This window comes from Desulfopila sp. IMCC35006, from assembly GCF_005116645.1.
Lineage (GTDB): Bacteria > Desulfobacterota > Desulfobulbia > Desulfobulbales > Desulfocapsaceae > Desulforhopalus_A.
Genome location: NZ_SWCM01000001.1, coordinates 855,476 through 871,412, shown reverse-complemented (window position 1 = coordinate 871,412; position 15,937 = coordinate 855,476). Strand labels below are relative to the sequence as shown.

At 51.7% G+C, this 15,937-nt stretch carries 14 protein-coding genes; 5 read left to right on the top strand and 9 right to left on the bottom strand.

Annotated elements, in window-relative coordinates:
* Positions 1 to 20: 20 nt before the first annotated feature.
* Both FCL47_RS03830 and FCL47_RS03825 read right to left on the bottom strand, forming a co-directional pair.
* Positions 21 to 1,004, bottom strand: a complete 984-nt coding sequence (locus FCL47_RS03830; protein WP_136812110.1) for a hypothetical protein — start codon at positions 1,002 to 1,004, stop codon at positions 21 to 23.
* Between the two features lie 82 nt (positions 1,005 to 1,086).
* The gene (locus FCL47_RS03825) at positions 1,087 to 1,608 is read right to left on the bottom strand and encodes a rubrerythrin family protein (protein ID WP_136812109.1); all 522 of its coding nucleotides are present in this window, start codon (positions 1,606 to 1,608) and stop codon (positions 1,087 to 1,089) included.
* A gap of 426 nt (positions 1,609 to 2,034) precedes the next feature.
* On the opposite strand from FCL47_RS03825, the gene fusA reads away from it, so the two are divergent.
* From fusA to FCL47_RS03800, 5 genes are all read left to right on the top strand, one after another.
* Positions 2,035 to 4,119: an elongation factor G gene (gene fusA, locus FCL47_RS03820; protein WP_136812108.1), complete on the top strand. Its 2,085-nt coding sequence runs from the start codon at positions 2,035 to 2,037 to the stop codon at positions 4,117 to 4,119.
* A 102-nt stretch (positions 4,120 to 4,221) separates the two neighbouring features.
* Entirely contained in the window at positions 4,222 to 4,917 is a 696-nt protein-coding gene (locus FCL47_RS03815; protein WP_136812107.1) for a hypothetical protein, read from the top strand.
* Between the two features lie 102 nt (positions 4,918 to 5,019).
* Complete coding sequence (hisA, locus tag FCL47_RS03810; RefSeq protein ID WP_136812106.1) at positions 5,020 to 5,781, top strand: phosphoribosylformimino-5-aminoimidazole carboxamide ribotide isomerase; 762 nt, start codon at positions 5,020 to 5,022, stop codon at positions 5,779 to 5,781.
* Positions 5,782 to 5,880: 99 nt separating this feature from the next.
* Complete coding sequence (locus FCL47_RS03805) at positions 5,881 to 6,741, top strand: HDOD domain-containing protein (protein ID WP_136812105.1); 861 nt, start codon at positions 5,881 to 5,883, stop codon at positions 6,739 to 6,741.
* A 12-nt stretch (positions 6,742 to 6,753) separates the two neighbouring features.
* Positions 6,754 to 7,671: an MBL fold metallo-hydrolase gene (locus tag FCL47_RS03800; RefSeq protein ID WP_136812104.1), complete on the top strand. Its 918-nt coding sequence runs from the start codon at positions 6,754 to 6,756 to the stop codon at positions 7,669 to 7,671.
* Between the two features lie 15 nt (positions 7,672 to 7,686).
* Here the strand turns inward: FCL47_RS03800 and FCL47_RS03795 are convergent, their stop codons facing one another.
* The 7 genes from FCL47_RS03795 to arfB all read right to left on the bottom strand — a co-directional run bounded on the left by FCL47_RS03795 (position 7,687) and on the right by arfB (position 15,933).
* Positions 7,687 to 8,514, bottom strand: coding sequence for a ribonuclease H-like domain-containing protein (locus tag FCL47_RS03795; RefSeq protein ID WP_136812103.1), 828 nt, complete (start codon positions 8,512 to 8,514; stop codon positions 7,687 to 7,689).
* A gap of 11 nt (positions 8,515 to 8,525) precedes the next feature.
* Positions 8,526 to 10,328: a DEAD/DEAH box helicase gene (locus FCL47_RS03790; RefSeq protein ID WP_136812102.1), complete on the bottom strand. Its 1,803-nt coding sequence runs from the start codon at positions 10,326 to 10,328 to the stop codon at positions 8,526 to 8,528.
* Between the two features lie 292 nt (positions 10,329 to 10,620).
* Positions 10,621 to 11,328: a hypothetical protein gene (locus FCL47_RS03785; RefSeq protein ID WP_136812101.1), complete on the bottom strand. Its 708-nt coding sequence runs from the start codon at positions 11,326 to 11,328 to the stop codon at positions 10,621 to 10,623.
* Between the two features lie 2 nt (positions 11,329 to 11,330).
* On the bottom strand, positions 11,331 to 11,990 hold the full coding sequence (locus FCL47_RS03780; protein ID WP_136812100.1) for a TrkA family potassium uptake protein: 660 nt from the start codon (positions 11,988 to 11,990) through the stop codon (positions 11,331 to 11,333).
* A gap of 16 nt (positions 11,991 to 12,006) precedes the next feature.
* Positions 12,007 to 14,028, bottom strand: coding sequence for a TrkH family potassium uptake protein (locus tag FCL47_RS03775; protein WP_167496347.1), 2,022 nt, complete (start codon positions 14,026 to 14,028; stop codon positions 12,007 to 12,009).
* Positions 14,029 to 14,089: 61 nt separating this feature from the next.
* On the bottom strand, positions 14,090 to 15,475 hold the full coding sequence (locus tag FCL47_RS03770; RefSeq protein ID WP_136812099.1) for a virulence factor family protein: 1,386 nt from the start codon (positions 15,473 to 15,475) through the stop codon (positions 14,090 to 14,092).
* A gap of 8 nt (positions 15,476 to 15,483) precedes the next feature.
* Entirely contained in the window at positions 15,484 to 15,933 is a 450-nt protein-coding gene (arfB, locus tag FCL47_RS03765) for an alternative ribosome rescue aminoacyl-tRNA hydrolase ArfB (RefSeq protein ID WP_240744120.1), read from the bottom strand.
* Positions 15,934 to 15,937: the final 4 nt, after the last annotated feature.

The window sequence follows — 15,937 nt, the reverse complement described above, 5'->3', positions numbered from 1 at the left end:
TGTCCTCGTAGCGCAGCTCGTTAGAGTTTCCAGCCCCAATAAGAGAGAAAACGGGGGAAATTTTTGAGGTCCGAAGCCTCTCTGTCCCAAAATTTCAGGCTGGTGTAGAGGACGGTTTGGCTCGTGTCAGCCGACCCGTAGGCCTTGTCCTCCCCGACATGGAGATCAAAGGCCCACCAGCTGATGAAAAGCCTTTCCAGTATCTTGGTGTTGTCTCTGACATAGCCCTGACGTGCACCCTCCATTTCAAAAAAAGACTCTGTTCTGCCTTTAAAGGGCAGCTGGTAGAGAGAGTGCATAGAAAAGATCGCCATCTCAGTTGCAGAATAGTTTTTTTGCAGGACGGCCAGGTCTCTGATCGCAACATCGCTGATCCGGTGGGTTTCACTTTCCAGGGTGAAGACAATTGTATCCGAGTTGTTGGCCAGGGGTGACGGCAGCAGGCTTGGCAGGGAGTAACCGTAAACCCATTGGGATTTGGCCGGCCAGTCCGCTGGAAACGATGCAGCGGGCAATGCTCTTGTCGGAAAAAAGGCCAGGAAGCAGCCGCAGGTGTGGGCCGTTGTGACCAGAAGCAGTTGCCCCTTGTTGTCCACAGTGTAAATAATCAGGAGGCCGGTGTTTTTTCCGGCGGTGAGGTGCAACTTGTCGAGGGCGAAGGGGACCTGCTCGAAATGAATCCGGTAAATCTGATTTTTGTACGTCCCTTTCGGGGTTGTGAATTCCTGTGTCTCAAAAAAAAGAGCAGGTTTATCCGGGTCGACATATACCTCGGTTTTCTGGTCTGCACCCTCGCGAACATCTGGCATGCCTATCGCATTATACGGTTGCCCGGGGTCTTTGATAAGAAATGCCGGAGGACCAGGCGTGCTGGCAGAGGCAGATTGGTGAGCCTGGAAAAGAATCGCTTGTGGGAGCCGGCTGGTCGGGGGGGACGCGCAGCTGGTGAGAAGGCAGCAAAAAAGACCAAATAACAATGCCGGGATTGTTTTTTGTGCCGTCATCGGCTCACCATGATGAAACGCATTGAAGTCAACGTTTCCTGCTCGGTTTTTTGAGCAGAGCAGGAAACGCCGGCAAAAGTTATTACAGATCCATATCGGCTGGTTCGTAATATTCTTTCGGGTGCTTACAGCTTGGGCATTTTGGTGGTGGCTCTGTCCCGGTGTAGGTGTAACCGCAGAGGGAGCATCTCCATTTGATTGGTTCCTTGCGGGTGTACACAGTGCCGCTTTTGACCATGTCAAGCAGTCGTTTGTATCTTTCACGGTGCTCAGCTTCAATTTTACCAATCTGCATAAAGAGCATGGCTGCTTCCATGTTTCCTTCTTCCTCTGCTTCTTTGGCAAAGGTCGGATACATGTTCACAGTTTCGTAATCTTCACCTTCAATTGCCTCTGTCAGGTTGGCAACCGTGTCGCCTATTCCATTGAGGAGCTTAAAGTGGTCATTGGCATGGCGCATTTCGTTAAATGCCGTTTCCTCAAAAATCTTGGCTACATAATGATATCCTTCCTTGCGGGCCACTTTGGCAAAAAAAGTATATTTATTACGAGCTTGAGATTCTCCTGCAAATGCAGCCTTTAAGTTTTCAATAGTTTTACTCATCTAGACCTCCGTAAAATGGTTAGGGTGCTGTTGCGCTGTGCAATGCAAAACACAGCAGGACGTATTATCATTAAATAATGATTCCTATTTACAAAAGACTCTTTTGTCTGTCAATGATTTTTTTGCTTTTCATGGCCTTCTTGGGCCGCTGATGGAGTTTGCATAAAGAATAACGGAATATAAAGATGATAGCTTTAATTTTTTATGTAGCATTTATAAGATGCTTGAGGTAAAAAGAGTGGTTATTTGTTGCACAATGAGCAGTGAGGCCATATTATACGGTCTGCTGCCAGCAAGCAGTGTCAGTCGAGTCAGTTGCGTAAGGAGTTACAGCCTGCTGTAACTCCTTACTTTTTTATTTTCCCAAAGCTTTTTATAAGCGAGGCCGGATGGAAGCCGGTTGCAACGTTGCAGAGGACAGCAGCCATGAGTAAGGATTTATCGAAAGTAAGAAATATAGGTATCAGCGCCCATATCGATTCGGGAAAGACCACCTTGACCGAACGCATCCTTTATTATACCAAGAGGATTCATGCAATCCATGAGGTGCGGGGGAAAGACGGCGTCGGAGCAAAAATGGATTCCATGGAGCTTGAAAAAGAGCGTGGTATTACCATTCAATCCGCCGCAACCTACTGCTCCTGGAAAGATATTGACATCAACATTATCGATACTCCGGGCCACGTTGATTTTACTGTAGAGGTAGAACGGGCGCTCAGGGTTCTGGACGGTGCAGTGCTGGTGCTTTGTTCGGTGGGTGGAGTCCAGTCCCAGTCGATTACGGTCAACAGGCAGATGACCCGTTACAATGTCCCGCGTATTGCATTTATCAATAAATGCGATCGTACCGGCGCCAATCCCGAGAAAGTAACCAGACAGCTTCGCGACAAGCTGGAATTGAATGCGCATTTGCTGCAGATGCCGATTGGTCTGGAAAGTGAGCTTAACGGTGTCGTTGATCTCATCACCATGAAAGCGGTCTATTTTGACGGGGCCAGCGGTGAAAATATCCGTATCGAAGAGATCCCCGCGGCGATGCTCGACGAAGCCCAGAAGAGGCATGATGCCTTGCTCGAAGAAGTCTCCATGTTCTCTGAAGACCTGATGGAGGCCCTGCTCGAAGAAGGTGCGGTTGATCCCCAATTGGTCTATGACGCGGTGCGTAAGGGTACCCTTTCCCTGGAGTTTACTCCGGTGCTGGTTGGTTCGGCTTATAAGAACAAGGGCGTGCAGTCGTTGCTCGATGCCGTCAGGGATTTTCTTCCCTGTCCCACCGATGTCGTCAATATGGCACTTGATCTCAATAACGCCGAGAAAGAGTTTCCGGTCAGCAACAATCCTGACGATCCGCTGGTTATGCTGGCGTTCAAACTCGAGGATGGACGGTATGGTCAGTTGACCTATGTTCGTTCCTATCAGGGCAAGCTGGCAAAAGGTGATACTATTTTCAACCGAAGAACCGGCAAAAAAGTTAAAGTGGGACGTCTCTGCCGGATGCATTCCAATGAAATGGAGGAGATCGATGCATGCGGGTCCGGTGATATCGTCGCCTTGTTCGGGGTTGATTGCGCCTCGGGCGATACCTTCACCTCCGAAGACATCTCCTGCTCCATGACCTCCATGCATATTCCGGAGCCGGTTATTTCACTTGCCGTCATTCCGACTGATAACAAGGCGCAGATCAATATGTCCAAGGCGCTGAACCGTTTCACGAAAGAAGATCCGACCTTTAAAACCTTTGTTGATCATGAAACCGGTGAAACCATTATCTCCGGAATGGGTGAGTTGCATCTGGAGGTATACATTGAACGGATGAAGCGTGAGTACGGTGCTGTTGTCACTGTCGGTGCGCCCCAGGTCGCCTATCGTGAAACCATTGGTCAGCGTGCCGATTTCAATTACACCCATAAGAAACAGACCGGCGGCTCCGGCCAGTATGGTCGGGTGGCTGGTTATCTCGAGCCGATGGAAGAAGGTGAATACGAATTTGTCGACAAGATTGTCGGTGGTGTTATTCCCCGTGAATATATCAGCTCCTGTGACAAAGGATTCCAGAAGTCTCTCGAAAAAGGCTCGCTCTGTGGCGCCCCCATTACCGGGGTTCGCTGTGTCATAAACGATGGTGCCTTCCATGCGGTCGACTCGTCGGATATTGCCTTCCAGCTCGCGTCAATTGGTGCCTTCAAAGAAGGCTACCTGAAGGCGAAACCGGTTATTATGGAACCGATCATGAAGGTAGCGGTCGAAGGGCCTTCCGAGTTTCAGGGTTCGGTAATGGGCTCGATCAATCAGCGACGGGGAATGATTATCGGCACTACCGAGGAAGGCAACTACTCGGTTGTCGAGGCGGAAGTTCCGCTTTCCGAGATGTTCGGCTACTCGACCACGTTACGCTCACTGACCCAGGGAAAAGCAGAATTCACCATGGAGTTTGCCACCTTTAAACCGGTGCCAAAGGGTGTCAGTGAAGAGTTGATTAAAAAGTATCAGGACGAGCGGAAGAACGGTTGATAAACGCCGAGCTTCAGATTACTACTATATACTGATTTAAAAATTATATTGATGACGGCGTGAACAATGCCAGTTGATAAGGAATAATAAAGGTGAACTGCCATGGAAAATGATTCGATAGTTAATAATCCACTTCGAGCCCTTGGGCTTGAGGGTAAGGCGGGTGGTGCTGGTCAGTCAATGATGGGCCTGGTCATGGCCAGGGCTGGACTCGGCAAAACTGCTATTTTGGTGCAACTGGCTCTCGATTGTATGCTGCTTGGCAACAAGGTGCTCCACGTAGCGATTGGTGAGGGTGTTGATAAAACCCGTGCCTGGTATGACGATATCCTTTCCCTGCTGACCGACGGTGAGAAAATAGAGTCTATCCCCGAAGTCATGAAGAATCGAATGATTATGACTTTTAAGGAAAGCTCGTTCTCTAAGGCAAAGCTTGAAGAGAGACTGGACGACCTGGTTAAACAGAATATCTATAAACCGGAATGCCTGATTGTCGATGGCTACGATTTTGAAAATAACGACCAGAAATCACTCGAAGAGCTGCGTGATTTCATGGTCCAGTGTGGTTTGAAAATGATCTGGTTCTCAGCGGTCAGTCACCGCGGCGACAAGCGGGTGAGTGCCGATGGTGTTCCTGCCCCCTGCCACGAGGTAGACAGTCTCTTTGATACTGTGCTGCTCATCAATCCTGAGGGGGATAATATTAATTTGAACATCGTCAAGTGTAAAAACTGTTCGGTGGATCCCGGTACCATTCTGATGCTTGATCCTTCAACATCGCTCATTAAACAATGTTAGCATGAGTTTTTGCCGATTACGGCAGACTATTTGAAGGATTGTGTAATAGAGAAGCGGGGTGCTGCATAGGCATCCCGCTTTTTTTTTATCGAGGTGAGCGATATGAAATTCAGACCATGTATTGATCTCCATGGTGGGGTGGTGAAGCAGATCGTTGGTTCGACCCTGAAAGATGACGCCCCGGAGGCAGTGCAAACAAATTTCGTTGCCACCAGGCCGCCAGCCTGGTTCGCCGAGCTTTATCGGCAGGATAATTTAACCGGTGGCCATATCATCATGCTGGGGCCGGGCAACGACCTCGCCGCCGAAGAGGCCCTTGCCGCCTGGCCGGGCGGTATGCAGCTCGGGGGTGGTATCAACACCGGCAATGCCGGCAAGTGGCTGGATAAGGGCGCTTCCCATGTCATTGTTACTTCATTCGTCTTCAGCAATGGTCAAATCGACATGGCCAGACTCAAGCAGCTGGCCAGGGCTGTTGGACGACAACGGCTTGTTCTTGATTTGAGTTGCCGGAAAAAAAACGATGACTATTTCATCGTCACCGACCGATGGCAAAAATTTACCGAAGTGATCATCTCCGAGAGAGTCCTTGATGAGCTCTCCGGCTTTTGTGATGAATTTCTTATCCACGCGGCAGATGTCGAAGGGAAATGTGCCGGAATAGAAAATGAGCTGGTTGAAAAACTTGCCGGGTGGACGCCTATTCCGACCACCTATGCCGGAGGAATCAGAGATTTGAAAGATCTGCAGCTGTTGAAAGAAACTGGACACAACCGACTGGATATTACCATCGGCAGTGCCCTGGATATTTTTGGCGGCAAGAGTCTGGCATATAAGGATGCCGTTGCGTTTTGCCGTCATTAATTTTCTGCCTGTCTTGACCTTGACCAATTCTTTCGATAGAATAATTCAGCAGGATTTCTTACCCCACACTGGCCAAATAATTGATCTTAAATTGGAAATATGACTATTGATAAAAAACAGCAGCGGCGGGATATTGAGAGGTTTATCAATAAGATGCCCAGCCTGTCGACAACTGTTGGCAAGGTGATGGAGATTTGTAGCCGTACCGATGCGTCACCAAATGAACTTAATAAGGTGATTTCGCTTGATCCGGTACTGACCGGGCAGGTGCTGAAACTCATTAATTCCGCCTATTATTCATTAATCAATAAAGTCACCTCCCTTACCAGAGCGATCACTATGCTCGGGATGAACACCGTCAAGAATATGGCGCTGAGTACTGCCATTATCCGCAGTGTTGCCGGGGCGAAAAAATCAAAAGCCCTGCCGACAACCAAGTTCTGGGCCCATTCGATTGGTGCCGGAGTGAGTGCCAAGATGCTTGGTGAGGTCAAGGGAATGGCGGTGATGGAAAGAGAAGAGCTGTTTCTTGCCGGCCTGCTGCATGATCTTGGCAAGGTCCCTTTTGGGGATGAATACATCGAAGTGTTGCAGATTGCCAGGGAGGAGCAGTTGCCCCTGTATCAGGTTGAGATGGAGGTGATGGGCATTGATCATCAGGAAGTTGGCCTGATGATTGCCGATAAATGGAAGCTCAACCAGGTTATTACCGGCTGCATCGGCAGTCACCACCAGATCGCAACTCTGACCGGCGATCTGGGGCAGCAAATGGCCCTGGTTGCTCTTGGTAATATGTACAGTAATATTGTCGACCATGGATATGCCGGAGACCCTTTTCCTGCAGAAGAGGAGGTCGGCCGGCTGTTGACAGCCGTCGATCTTTCCTGGCAGGAATTCTGCGGTATTGGCGACCGGGTGGTCGAAGAAATAAAAAAGGCCGAGATCTTTTTAAAAATATAGGCGGGAGCGTCGATGAAAGTTCGTTTTTGGGGAGTTCGGGGATCTATCCCCAGCCCCGGTTCCATAACACAGAAATACGGCGGCAACACGGCCTGCATTGAGCTGCGGGTAGGATCGGACAACCGGCTTGTCATCGTTGACGCAGGCTCCGGGATTCGCTCGCTGGGCAATTCTATCATGGCCAATGATCTGCCCAAGGGGCCGATTAAAGCCGATATCTTTCTATCGCATACCCACTGGGACCATATTATGGGCTACCCGTTTTTCACGCCTATTTATATTCCGGGTACAAAATTGAAAGTGCATGGGCCGGTGTCCTTTGAGGAAGATCCGCTTGAGGAGGTTGTCGGCGGGCAGATGAAATATCGTTATTTCCCGGTTAATTTAGGTGAACTTGCTTCAGATGTCGAATATGTGCGGTTAAAAGAGGATCCGAATATAGACCTGGGCAACGGGTTGCACCTGGCAACCAAATTGCTCAACCATCCGATCACCGCTCTGGGCTACCGCTTTGAATATGATGGCCGAGTGGTCTGTACCTGTTATGATTCGGAACCGTTCCGCAATCTCTTTGTAACTGACCCGGAAGACCCTGCCTACGATGAGGCAATGGCGTTTGAAGGCAATGAAGTGGCTATTGAACAGAATCTGGCGATCGAACAGTTCTTTGCCGGGGCCGATCTGCTCATCTGCGATGCGCAGTATACCGATGCGGAGTACAGCACGAGAATAAACTGGGGGCATACCACGATGGAATATGCTATCGGTGCCGCCAACAGGGCCGGAGTCAAAAAACTTGCCATGTTCCACCATGATCCGGACCGGAGCGATACCGCCCTGGACGAACTGGCTGAAATTTACTGTGAACCGGGCAAGTACGGGCAGACTGAGGTTTTCTTCGCCAGGGAAGGGATGGAAATCGATCTGTAGGCTATTGCAACGCCGTCAATACCAGGTGCGCTTGATCCTGTCGATGCAGTCGTGATCGGCGAAATAAGGGTTGGGCGCCGGGGCGGGAAAGGGGATGATCAGTTGTTCACCAAAAGGGGTGGCGAGTACGTTCCGGTTATAGGCCTCAATCATCAGCCTTTCCAGGTTGACCGTATCTTCAATGTTATAGGCGAGCAGGGTCTCAAGGGCCTTTTCGTCATTTTCCTGGATGTAGCGGTTCCAGAGAAGTACGGCAAAATAACCGTCAACACCATCAAGGCTGCCGCGGTGCAGTCCCAGCTGCTTCTCACATCCCTTCAGCCCTCCTTTAAAGCCGAGGCGGGCCAGCACATAGCGCAGATCGATCTGCGCATGATCTAAGCGGATGCCAAAAAATCTCTCAAGAAATGGAATGTCGAAGCTTTTGCCGTTATAGCTGACAATGACCTGGTATTGCTGAATGTCGCGGACAAAATCATCCAGATTTCTGCCGTTGATATAGGTGAATACCTCCCGGCCGTCATAGAGCGCAATGGTTGTAACCGTTGCGTAGTCGTCCAGCCCGGTAGTCTCGATGTCGAGATAGACGGTTCGATCGCGGTAGTGCGGGAAAATCCGCCATGGTTCAGTGCTGCCGAGCTGGGAGACGAAGAACGCCGGGTCTTTATCGAGGGCGACCAGGGAATCCTGCAGGACCCTGGTCGCTTCAAGCCTGGTGGCAGCGGACAGCCGGACAGGCGGCTCTGGCTGCCAGTGGTTCCAGCTGGTAATTCCCGCCGCCCAGAGCTGTCGCTCGGTTTTCATGCCAATGCCGGGAATGTGGCAGAAGGTATGCTGTAGCATACTTTTTTCCGTTAAAGGTTGGCGCTGATGCCAGGCGTCTTGATCTGGTCTTGTTTTCTTGTGTCGGCGCTGCGTCGTTTCGTTTTTTGCTGAATTGACGGCTGCGAGGTCGTGTCTGCTATCTTTTGCAGTTTCATCGCCTTGCTGCCGATGCGGGCCCGCTGGAGTACGCGCAGGACATCTTCCGGCATGCCGAACGGCAGGTCGACGGTGCTGTAGTTGTCAAAGATGGATATGCGGCCGATAAATTTACTGTTAATATCCGCTTCGTTGGCAATGGCCCCGACAATATTCCCCGGTTTCACCCCCTCGTTGTTGCCGAGCTGGATGCGAAACCGTTCCATGCCTTCTTCCGGCGGGAGCTGCATCGCCATACTTTTTCTGGGTTTGGGCCGTTGCTCAGCGGGGCGGGCGGTTCTTGCGGTCTTGACCGGTTGGCTGCGTCGACTGGCCGGGGCCGGCTCGTCCCTGAACTTCGGCTCATCCTTGAGCAGGGGGGTGCCGCCCTGGCTGAGCTGAGCCAGAGCTGCTGCCAGCTGAAGCGGCTCTACCTGAGTCTGCTCCAGGTATTCAGCGATGAGGTTTTCGTAAAACGAAATATCTTTTTGCAGGGCAGTGGTGATTTTCTCTTTAAACTGCTCGATCCTTTTTTTGTTGATATCGGCGACTGAAGGCAGGTTCATCGGCTGAATTTTTTGCCGTGTCGCTCGCTCAATCGACCGGAGCATCGATTGCTCGCGCGGGTTGACAAACAGGATCGCCTCGCCGCTGCGGCCGGCTCTGCCGGTTCTGCCGATTCGGTGAATGTACGATTCGGTATCAAAAGGAATGTCGAAATTGATAACGTGGCTGATTCGCTCCACGTCGAGGCCGCGGGCTGCGACATCTGTTGCCACCAGGATATCGATCTTTTTCGCCTTGAGCTGTTCGACGGTGCGGAGTCTCTGGCTTTGCTGAATGTCGCCGTTCAGTGGCGCTGCAGAGAAACCGAGCGCGACCAGGTGTTCGGCTATCTCGACCGTCTGTATTTTAGTGCGTACGAAAACCAGGATGCCGTCAACGCTTTCGGCTTCTATGATTCGCGACAGGGCGTCTATTTTTTTGGTAAACCCGCCGGTTGTGACCAGGCATCGCTGGTTAATGGTCTGGGCGGTAACCGCTTTGGTTTTGATGGTGATTTCGACCGGGTCGCTGAGGTATTTCTGGGCTATCTTGCGGATATTGGGTGGCATGGTCGCCGAGAAAAGCGCAGTTTGTTTTCTGCCCGGAAGCTGCTCGAGGATCCATTCCACATCATCGAGAAAACCCATCCTGAGCATCTCGTCGGCTTCATCGAGTACCAGGCTGTGAATGCTCTCCGGTTTGAGGGTTCCCCGGCGAAGGTGATCCATGACTCTGCCAGGAGTGCCCACGACAACCTGCACGCCCTTCTGCAGCTGACGCAGCTGGATGTTGTAATCCTGGCCGCCGAAAATGGCCAGGACGTTGAAATTTTTCAGGTGTTTTCCGTACTCTGTGAAAGATTCAGCAACCTGAAGAGCAAGCTCTCTGGTCGGGGCAAGTACTAAGATCTGCGGATTTTTGCTCTTTCCCGGTTGCAGCCGAGACAGCAGCGGCAGGGCGAAAGCGGCGGTTTTACCGGTGCCGGTCTGGGCCTGGCCGACCACATCTCTGCCCGCAAGGACATGCGGGATCATCTCTTGCTGGATGGGCGTCGGGGTTTCGTAGCCGGCGTCATTGACGGCCTGAAGGAGGGGTGCGGAAAGGTCAAAATCGGTAAAGGAAAACGGCGTTGATTCATACTCAGAAGACATAGTAATACCTATTAGATGAAATTGGGTTGATTCCAAAAGAAAACTTGTTGTGCAAAGCCTGCCCAGGAAAGAAAAATCGACCTCACCAGGAAAACCATGGTGCGGTTTTCGACGGTCGATATGTTCGTGTCTGTCCAGTTTTGCGAAACATCCCCAAAAAAATCTATGTTCTGGTCTGACACTCACGCGAATGAACCCCGCTTTTTAACAGGGCAGCGACAAAAATGCAATACAATAATTGATGGCGCTGCAAATACCACCAGGGGGCCGGGGGCGATTCTGATGTCTTTAATCAGTGAGGGGGATGCTCCTGCTGCTGTCCGGGAAAATTCTGTTGAGTGCCCTTGTCGAGGAGGTCATTTAATTCCCGGTATATCTGATGGATCTCTTTAGGTAAGCCGGTTCCGGTGCATCGCCGCATGGTGTCGCCCTGCCGAAAGGTTGCCGTTACCGAGTGGATCTCCTCTAACGGATGCAGGAGGTTTTTTTTCAGGCTGCGAACAAAAAGCATACCAATCAGAAATACCACCGTGGCCATGAAAACAATCCCCCAGGCGCCGGCATTACCGAACTGTCTGGCTTTTTTGTCCGCCGCTACCATCGCCGCTCTGTTTGCGGCTCCCAGGCTGAGGATTGCATCGACCGTTCCGGTAAGGGCCGCGGCGTCGCCGGCAAATGCTTTACGGTACCTCTGATTTATTGCTTTGATGATAATCGGTTCGTCCGCTTCGGTAATATTCTGCTGCGCCCTCTGCAGGGCTTCCCTGAAGGTATCCTCTGGAGAATCTGCCACTGTTTTGCGGTCGGCTCGGTTCTCCCTGACCATTGCCAGTGCCGCAAGCATTTCCTCGCAAGTCTGAATTGATGTTACGTTCCGGTCAATAATGAATTCGATAGCCGGAGTCATACGCACAAAAATCCAAATCGATCCAAAGGCCATGACCAGATTCAAGCCGATAAGAAACCAGGCAGCCAGGCGCACGGATTGTGCAAGCTTCATACCTAAACCCCCTTAATTAATTTAGGAATAGCTGCCTCACTTGAGACGATTATCAGGTTGTCGTTGGCCTGGAGCGGCTCACTTGGCGAGGGCGGCAGGATTTTCGGCGGGGTGCCCCTTCGGATTCCGACCACGATCACGCCATAGCGCTTGGGCAGGGCCAGATCGATAAGGTTTTTACCAATCATCGATGGTTGGATGAAAATTTCTGTGAGGTGCAGATCCTCTCCGAGGTTGGTGTCGGCAATGAGATGCCGGTACAAAATGCGGTTGGCAAACCGTTTGCCGAATTCCTGTTCCGGATTGACTACCTGATGGGCGCCGACTAAATGCAGGATACGCTGATGCATCGCGTCGTTGGCCCGGGCGATGACAACCGGTGTCCCCATCTGCCGGAGCAAAGCGGTGCAGATGATTGACGCTTCTTTTGAGTCGTCGCCGATAGCACAGACGGCGGAATCTCTTTTGCCCGGTTCCAGCCGGGCCAGTTCCGCTTCATCGGTCGCATCAATGACGATTGCCTCGGTGACAAAGGCGGCGGCCTCCTCAACCAGGTTTTTATTCACGTCCACGGCAAGTACCTCTGCGCCTTTTTCAGACAGGGTCCGGGCAAGAGACATGCCGAAGTGACCCAGGCCGATAATCAGTATTTGCTGAAACATTACAGTAACTCCTTTGTTACGTTAAGGGTATTTTGGCATGCGGGGATCGCGACTTCGCGATGACCTGATCGTTGCTCAGCAGCATGAACAAAGTCATTGGGCCGATTCTTCCGACAAACATGGCAATCATAATCAGTATTTTGCCGATCTCATCCAGTAAAGGCGTTGCACCGGTCGATAAGCCGACTGTGCCAAGTGCTGACGTTGTCTCAAAAATTATATTCCGTACTGAAATCTGTTGGGTCATTTCCAGCATCAATACCACCGTGAACCATACAATCATGCCGGATGTGACTATGGTAATTGCCTGATACACCGTTGCGGATCGAACGCTCCTGTTGTGGATAAGAATTTCATCGCGATTGGTTATTTTTGCCCAGAATGTCATGGCCAGAATGCCGACAGTTGTGGTTTTCACCCCACCGGCGGTTCCGCCCGGACTGCCGCCGATAAACATAAGACCGAGCATGACCAGAAATGTTGGATTGGTCACCTGGGCAATATCCACGGAATTAAATCCGGCGGTGCGCAGAGTGACCGATTGAAACCATGCGTTGTGCACTTTGTCGGCAATCGACAGACCTGCCAGGACACCGTTCCATTCAAAGGCCAGTATAAAAAAAGTACCTGACACCAGCAGAACACAGGTGGTTATCAAGGCTATTCTCGCCGGGATTGGCAGGTGTTTTCCACTGAGCCATCTGGGTATGACCAGACTTGTCGCCGGTGCCAGGCCGCCAAAGATAATGAGGGTCGCAACCACATGGAGAATTAATGGATTGGTCTGGTACGAGAGCAGGTTGTCGCTTTGCAGGGCAAATCCGGCGTTGCAAAAAGCCGATATTGAAGTAAACAAGCCACGCCAGCAAGCCTCGCCCGGGGGCGCACCAGAAAAAATAAACAGCATGGTCAGTAACGATGCGCCGGTCGCTTCGGCAATAAAGGTAAATTTGAGAATTGTCCTGAGTGAGTGCACCAGGTCGTTATGGTCGGTATCCGTGATCGAGGTCAATAACCGTTCCTGCTTGAGACTGAGGCGGCGGCCCATCGCATGCAGGGCGACGGTGGTAATGCTCATTATACCGAGGCCGCCGAGCTGGATAAGCAGCAGGATGAAAATCTGTCCATACAGGGTGAAATCGTTCGGCGTATCCAGGACAATAAGACCTGTAACACAAACGGCGCTTACCGAGGTGAATGCCGCATCGACGAGGTGGATGGCTTCTTTTGTCGTGGCAATCGGCAAAGACAGAAGCGCTGTGCCAAGAACACCAAGGGCAGAAAAGGTGGACAGGAGAATCCGGGCCGGGTGGTTCATCAGGATTTCCCACAGATGTTCCCGTCTTTCCGTCAGGAATATGGATCGTGGCAGGGCAAGCAGACCGAGTAAACTGAACAGCAGTACAAAAGCCGGGATCCTGTCGGTAAAGGAAGAGAAAAAAGCCCAGCCCAGAGCGCCGGATCCTGCGGTGGGCACGATGAGATGCCACAACGATTTTTTCATCATCGCCCAGTGAATGGCCAGCCCCTGGGCGATGAAAAATGAACCGGTAATGCAGTAAACGGCTAAGACGGCATTATCGGCGTGGGTGAGCATACAAAGAAGAGCCATACATGGTACCGCCACCGCGGCCCATCGAGCCTTTTCGAGGTATCTGTTCAGGATGTCCTGTTTGTGCTGGCCGCTGCCGTTGTCGATCGGTAGATCAATGAGTACAAAGGATGCGCCGATGAGCGTGACAGCGCCGGTCAATGCCGCAAAAGGGTTTACCATCAGCCATGGCAAGGTTATGGTAAACGTACCGACGAGGGCAATCGCACCACAAATCTTCCCAGTAAACGGCCTGGTAAACAGTATGAGGCCGCTCAGGATTGCCGCAGGGGCCGAGATCCATGCGATGGTCACCTGCCAGAGATACGGTTTGGCATCGCCGCCCCCGACCAGTAATAAAAGAAAGGGCAGGGGAGACAGAGCCATCAGTGCTCCTTCCATGCCGATTCTCGAAGTCGATTGCCGGTATTTATCAACAACTTTCATGCAGGGATCCTGTAAGAGTGATTATGCGATTCCGACGGTCAATACGGTGGAGGGCTGGAAATTATTGTCGATGCGCAGAAGGTTTCCCCCCCTGGGCATCTTGCTGGGGGTAGTGTTCTAAAATCAATCGGGTCAGTTTTTCATAGTCTTTATCGAAATGGTGACCGCCCGGTAATTCCAGGATGCTGGCTCTGGTATGGGCAAGGTAGGAACAGGCTGTTTCGCTTTTTTCTTCCTGGCCGTAAATACAGAGGATTTTATCTGGCGGCAGGCGCATCATTTCCGGGGCCATGGGAAAGGCTTTGCTTTTCTTGCCTAACCATTCGGAGATATGAATGGCGAAATCAATTTGACTCGAAGGGGTCAGGAGTACCAGCAGGCGGACACTTTCCTGGTCCGCTGGACTGAGACGATTGTAGATTGGCGGCAGAATATCCGCGCCAAAGGAATATCCCGCCAGCACGAAGTATTTTGCACCCCAGTTTTGCCGGTAGTACGCCATGGCGCCGGCGAGATCTACCGTCGATTGCTCAGGCGTTTTGCTGCTCCAGAAGCCACGCAGGCAATCGATGCCGACCACTGGCCATCCTTGTTTGGCCATAGCTTCGCCCACCACGCGATCAAGGTCTCGCCAGCCTCCGTCACCGGAATAAAACAGCGTAACCGTTTCATTGTCATTCGCTGCCGGGATCTCGACAATCGGCATGGCACCGGGCGGACCGTCGGTATGGAAAAATAATTTCTGCAATTCGCTGATGAGGACGGTTTCGACCGGCGTGTCGTACAGTGCTATCCAGGTTTTGGTTTTGGGAATACCCTGGACAAAGTCTGCTGTCTCAACTTCCGGCTGGTCGTTCCAGACCGAACGCCAGCTGTTGCCGGTCAGGCCGGGTGAGGGTGCAAGAATGTGCTGCTGTCCCTGTTTCCGGATAAGAAATGGAGGACATAAAGAAAGATTTGGCGGAAGTACTGCCGTAAAACCAACGGAAAGATTGGTTCTATTCCGATCGATGGGGGCTTGTGCATTAAGAAAAGGAATCAGGGCGCCATCGTCGATGCCGCTGATGACGAGAGGCTTCTCGTCAACCAAGGGGATTTTGGTCGCCAGGGCGTGTATCGATGCGGCTATCTGCTTGGGGGCAAGACAGTGATTCGTGCCGGTCAATGCACTCTGTATCGTGCGTTCTGCATCGACAATGACTGCGAGAGCGCCAAGGCCGGCGATCCTTTCGGCCAGTTCTTGAGGGGGGATTTTCCTGGTATCGACAAAAGCGAGCACCTGCTGATCCACCCCCAGAAGAGGGTACGCGACAGAGAGGGTGCCAAACAGATCGGTAGCAATTGTTTTCTGCCGGATGGGCTTATGATAATGGACGGCAAGCCAGCCTGCACCTGCAAGCAAGCTCAGCAGGGTACTGACCAGCGCCACCTGTTGTAGTCTTTTCATGGGAAGTATCAGGATTCCGTTACTTTTTTTCGCAGGCTCTTGACCTGGCCACGTTTCGTCTTGCTGTCCACGCGTTTTTTCCGGGCGGATCCGGAGGGACGGGTTGGCTGCCTTTTCTTTTGGGTGTGCACGGCTTTACGGATAAGAAGGACAAGTCGCTGCAGAGCGGCATCCCGGTTTTTTTCCTGGGTCCGGTGCTGTTGTGCTTTAATGACAATAATCCCCTCGTCGGTCAGACGGCTGTCCCTCAGCGCCAGGAGGCGTTCCTTGTAAAATGGAGGCAGTGAGGAGCTGTGGATGTCAAAGCGCAGATGGATTGCACTGGCTACCTTGTTGACATTCTGACCGCCTGCACCCTGGGCCCGGATTGGGGTCAGGGTAATCTCATGGAGCGGAATCGAAACATTATCGGTGATTGCAAGTACCATGTCGGCGGGCATGAAAAGGAGAAGGTTCATTGAA

Bases quoted from the DNA above. Each gene is read 5' to 3' on its own strand.
- FCL47_RS03825 (WP_136812109.1), bottom strand. From the start codon at position 1,608: ATGAGTAAAACTATTGAAAACTTAAAGGCTGCATTTGCAGGAGAATCT.
- arfB (WP_240744120.1), bottom strand. From the start codon at position 15,933: ATGAACCTTCTCCTTTTCATGCCCGCCGACATGGTACTTGCAATCACC.
- FCL47_RS03795 (WP_136812103.1), bottom strand. From the start codon at position 8,514: ATGCTACAGCATACCTTCTGCCACATTCCCGGCATTGGCATGAAAACC.
- FCL47_RS03805 (WP_136812105.1), top strand. From the start codon at position 5,881: ATGACTATTGATAAAAAACAGCAGCGGCGGGATATTGAGAGGTTTATC.
- hisA (WP_136812106.1), top strand. From the start codon at position 5,020: ATGAAATTCAGACCATGTATTGATCTCCATGGTGGGGTGGTGAAGCAG.
- FCL47_RS03775 (WP_167496347.1), bottom strand. From the start codon at position 14,028: ATGAAAGTTGTTGATAAATACCGGCAATCGACTTCGAGAATCGGCATG.
- FCL47_RS03830 (WP_136812110.1), bottom strand. From the start codon at position 1,004: ATGACGGCACAAAAAACAATCCCGGCATTGTTATTTGGTCTTTTTTGC.
- FCL47_RS03790 (WP_136812102.1), bottom strand. From the start codon at position 10,328: ATGTCTTCTGAGTATGAATCAACGCCGTTTTCCTTTACCGATTTTGAC.
- FCL47_RS03770 (WP_136812099.1), bottom strand. From the start codon at position 15,475: ATGAAAAGACTACAACAGGTGGCGCTGGTCAGTACCCTGCTGAGCTTG.
- FCL47_RS03800 (WP_136812104.1), top strand. From the start codon at position 6,754: ATGAAAGTTCGTTTTTGGGGAGTTCGGGGATCTATCCCCAGCCCCGGT.
- FCL47_RS03815 (WP_136812107.1), top strand. From the start codon at position 4,222: ATGGAAAATGATTCGATAGTTAATAATCCACTTCGAGCCCTTGGGCTT.
- FCL47_RS03780 (WP_136812100.1), bottom strand. From the start codon at position 11,990: ATGTTTCAGCAAATACTGATTATCGGCCTGGGTCACTTCGGCATGTCT.
- FCL47_RS03785 (WP_136812101.1), bottom strand. From the start codon at position 11,328: ATGAAGCTTGCACAATCCGTGCGCCTGGCTGCCTGGTTTCTTATCGGC.
- fusA (WP_136812108.1), top strand. From the start codon at position 2,035: ATGAGTAAGGATTTATCGAAAGTAAGAAATATAGGTATCAGCGCCCAT.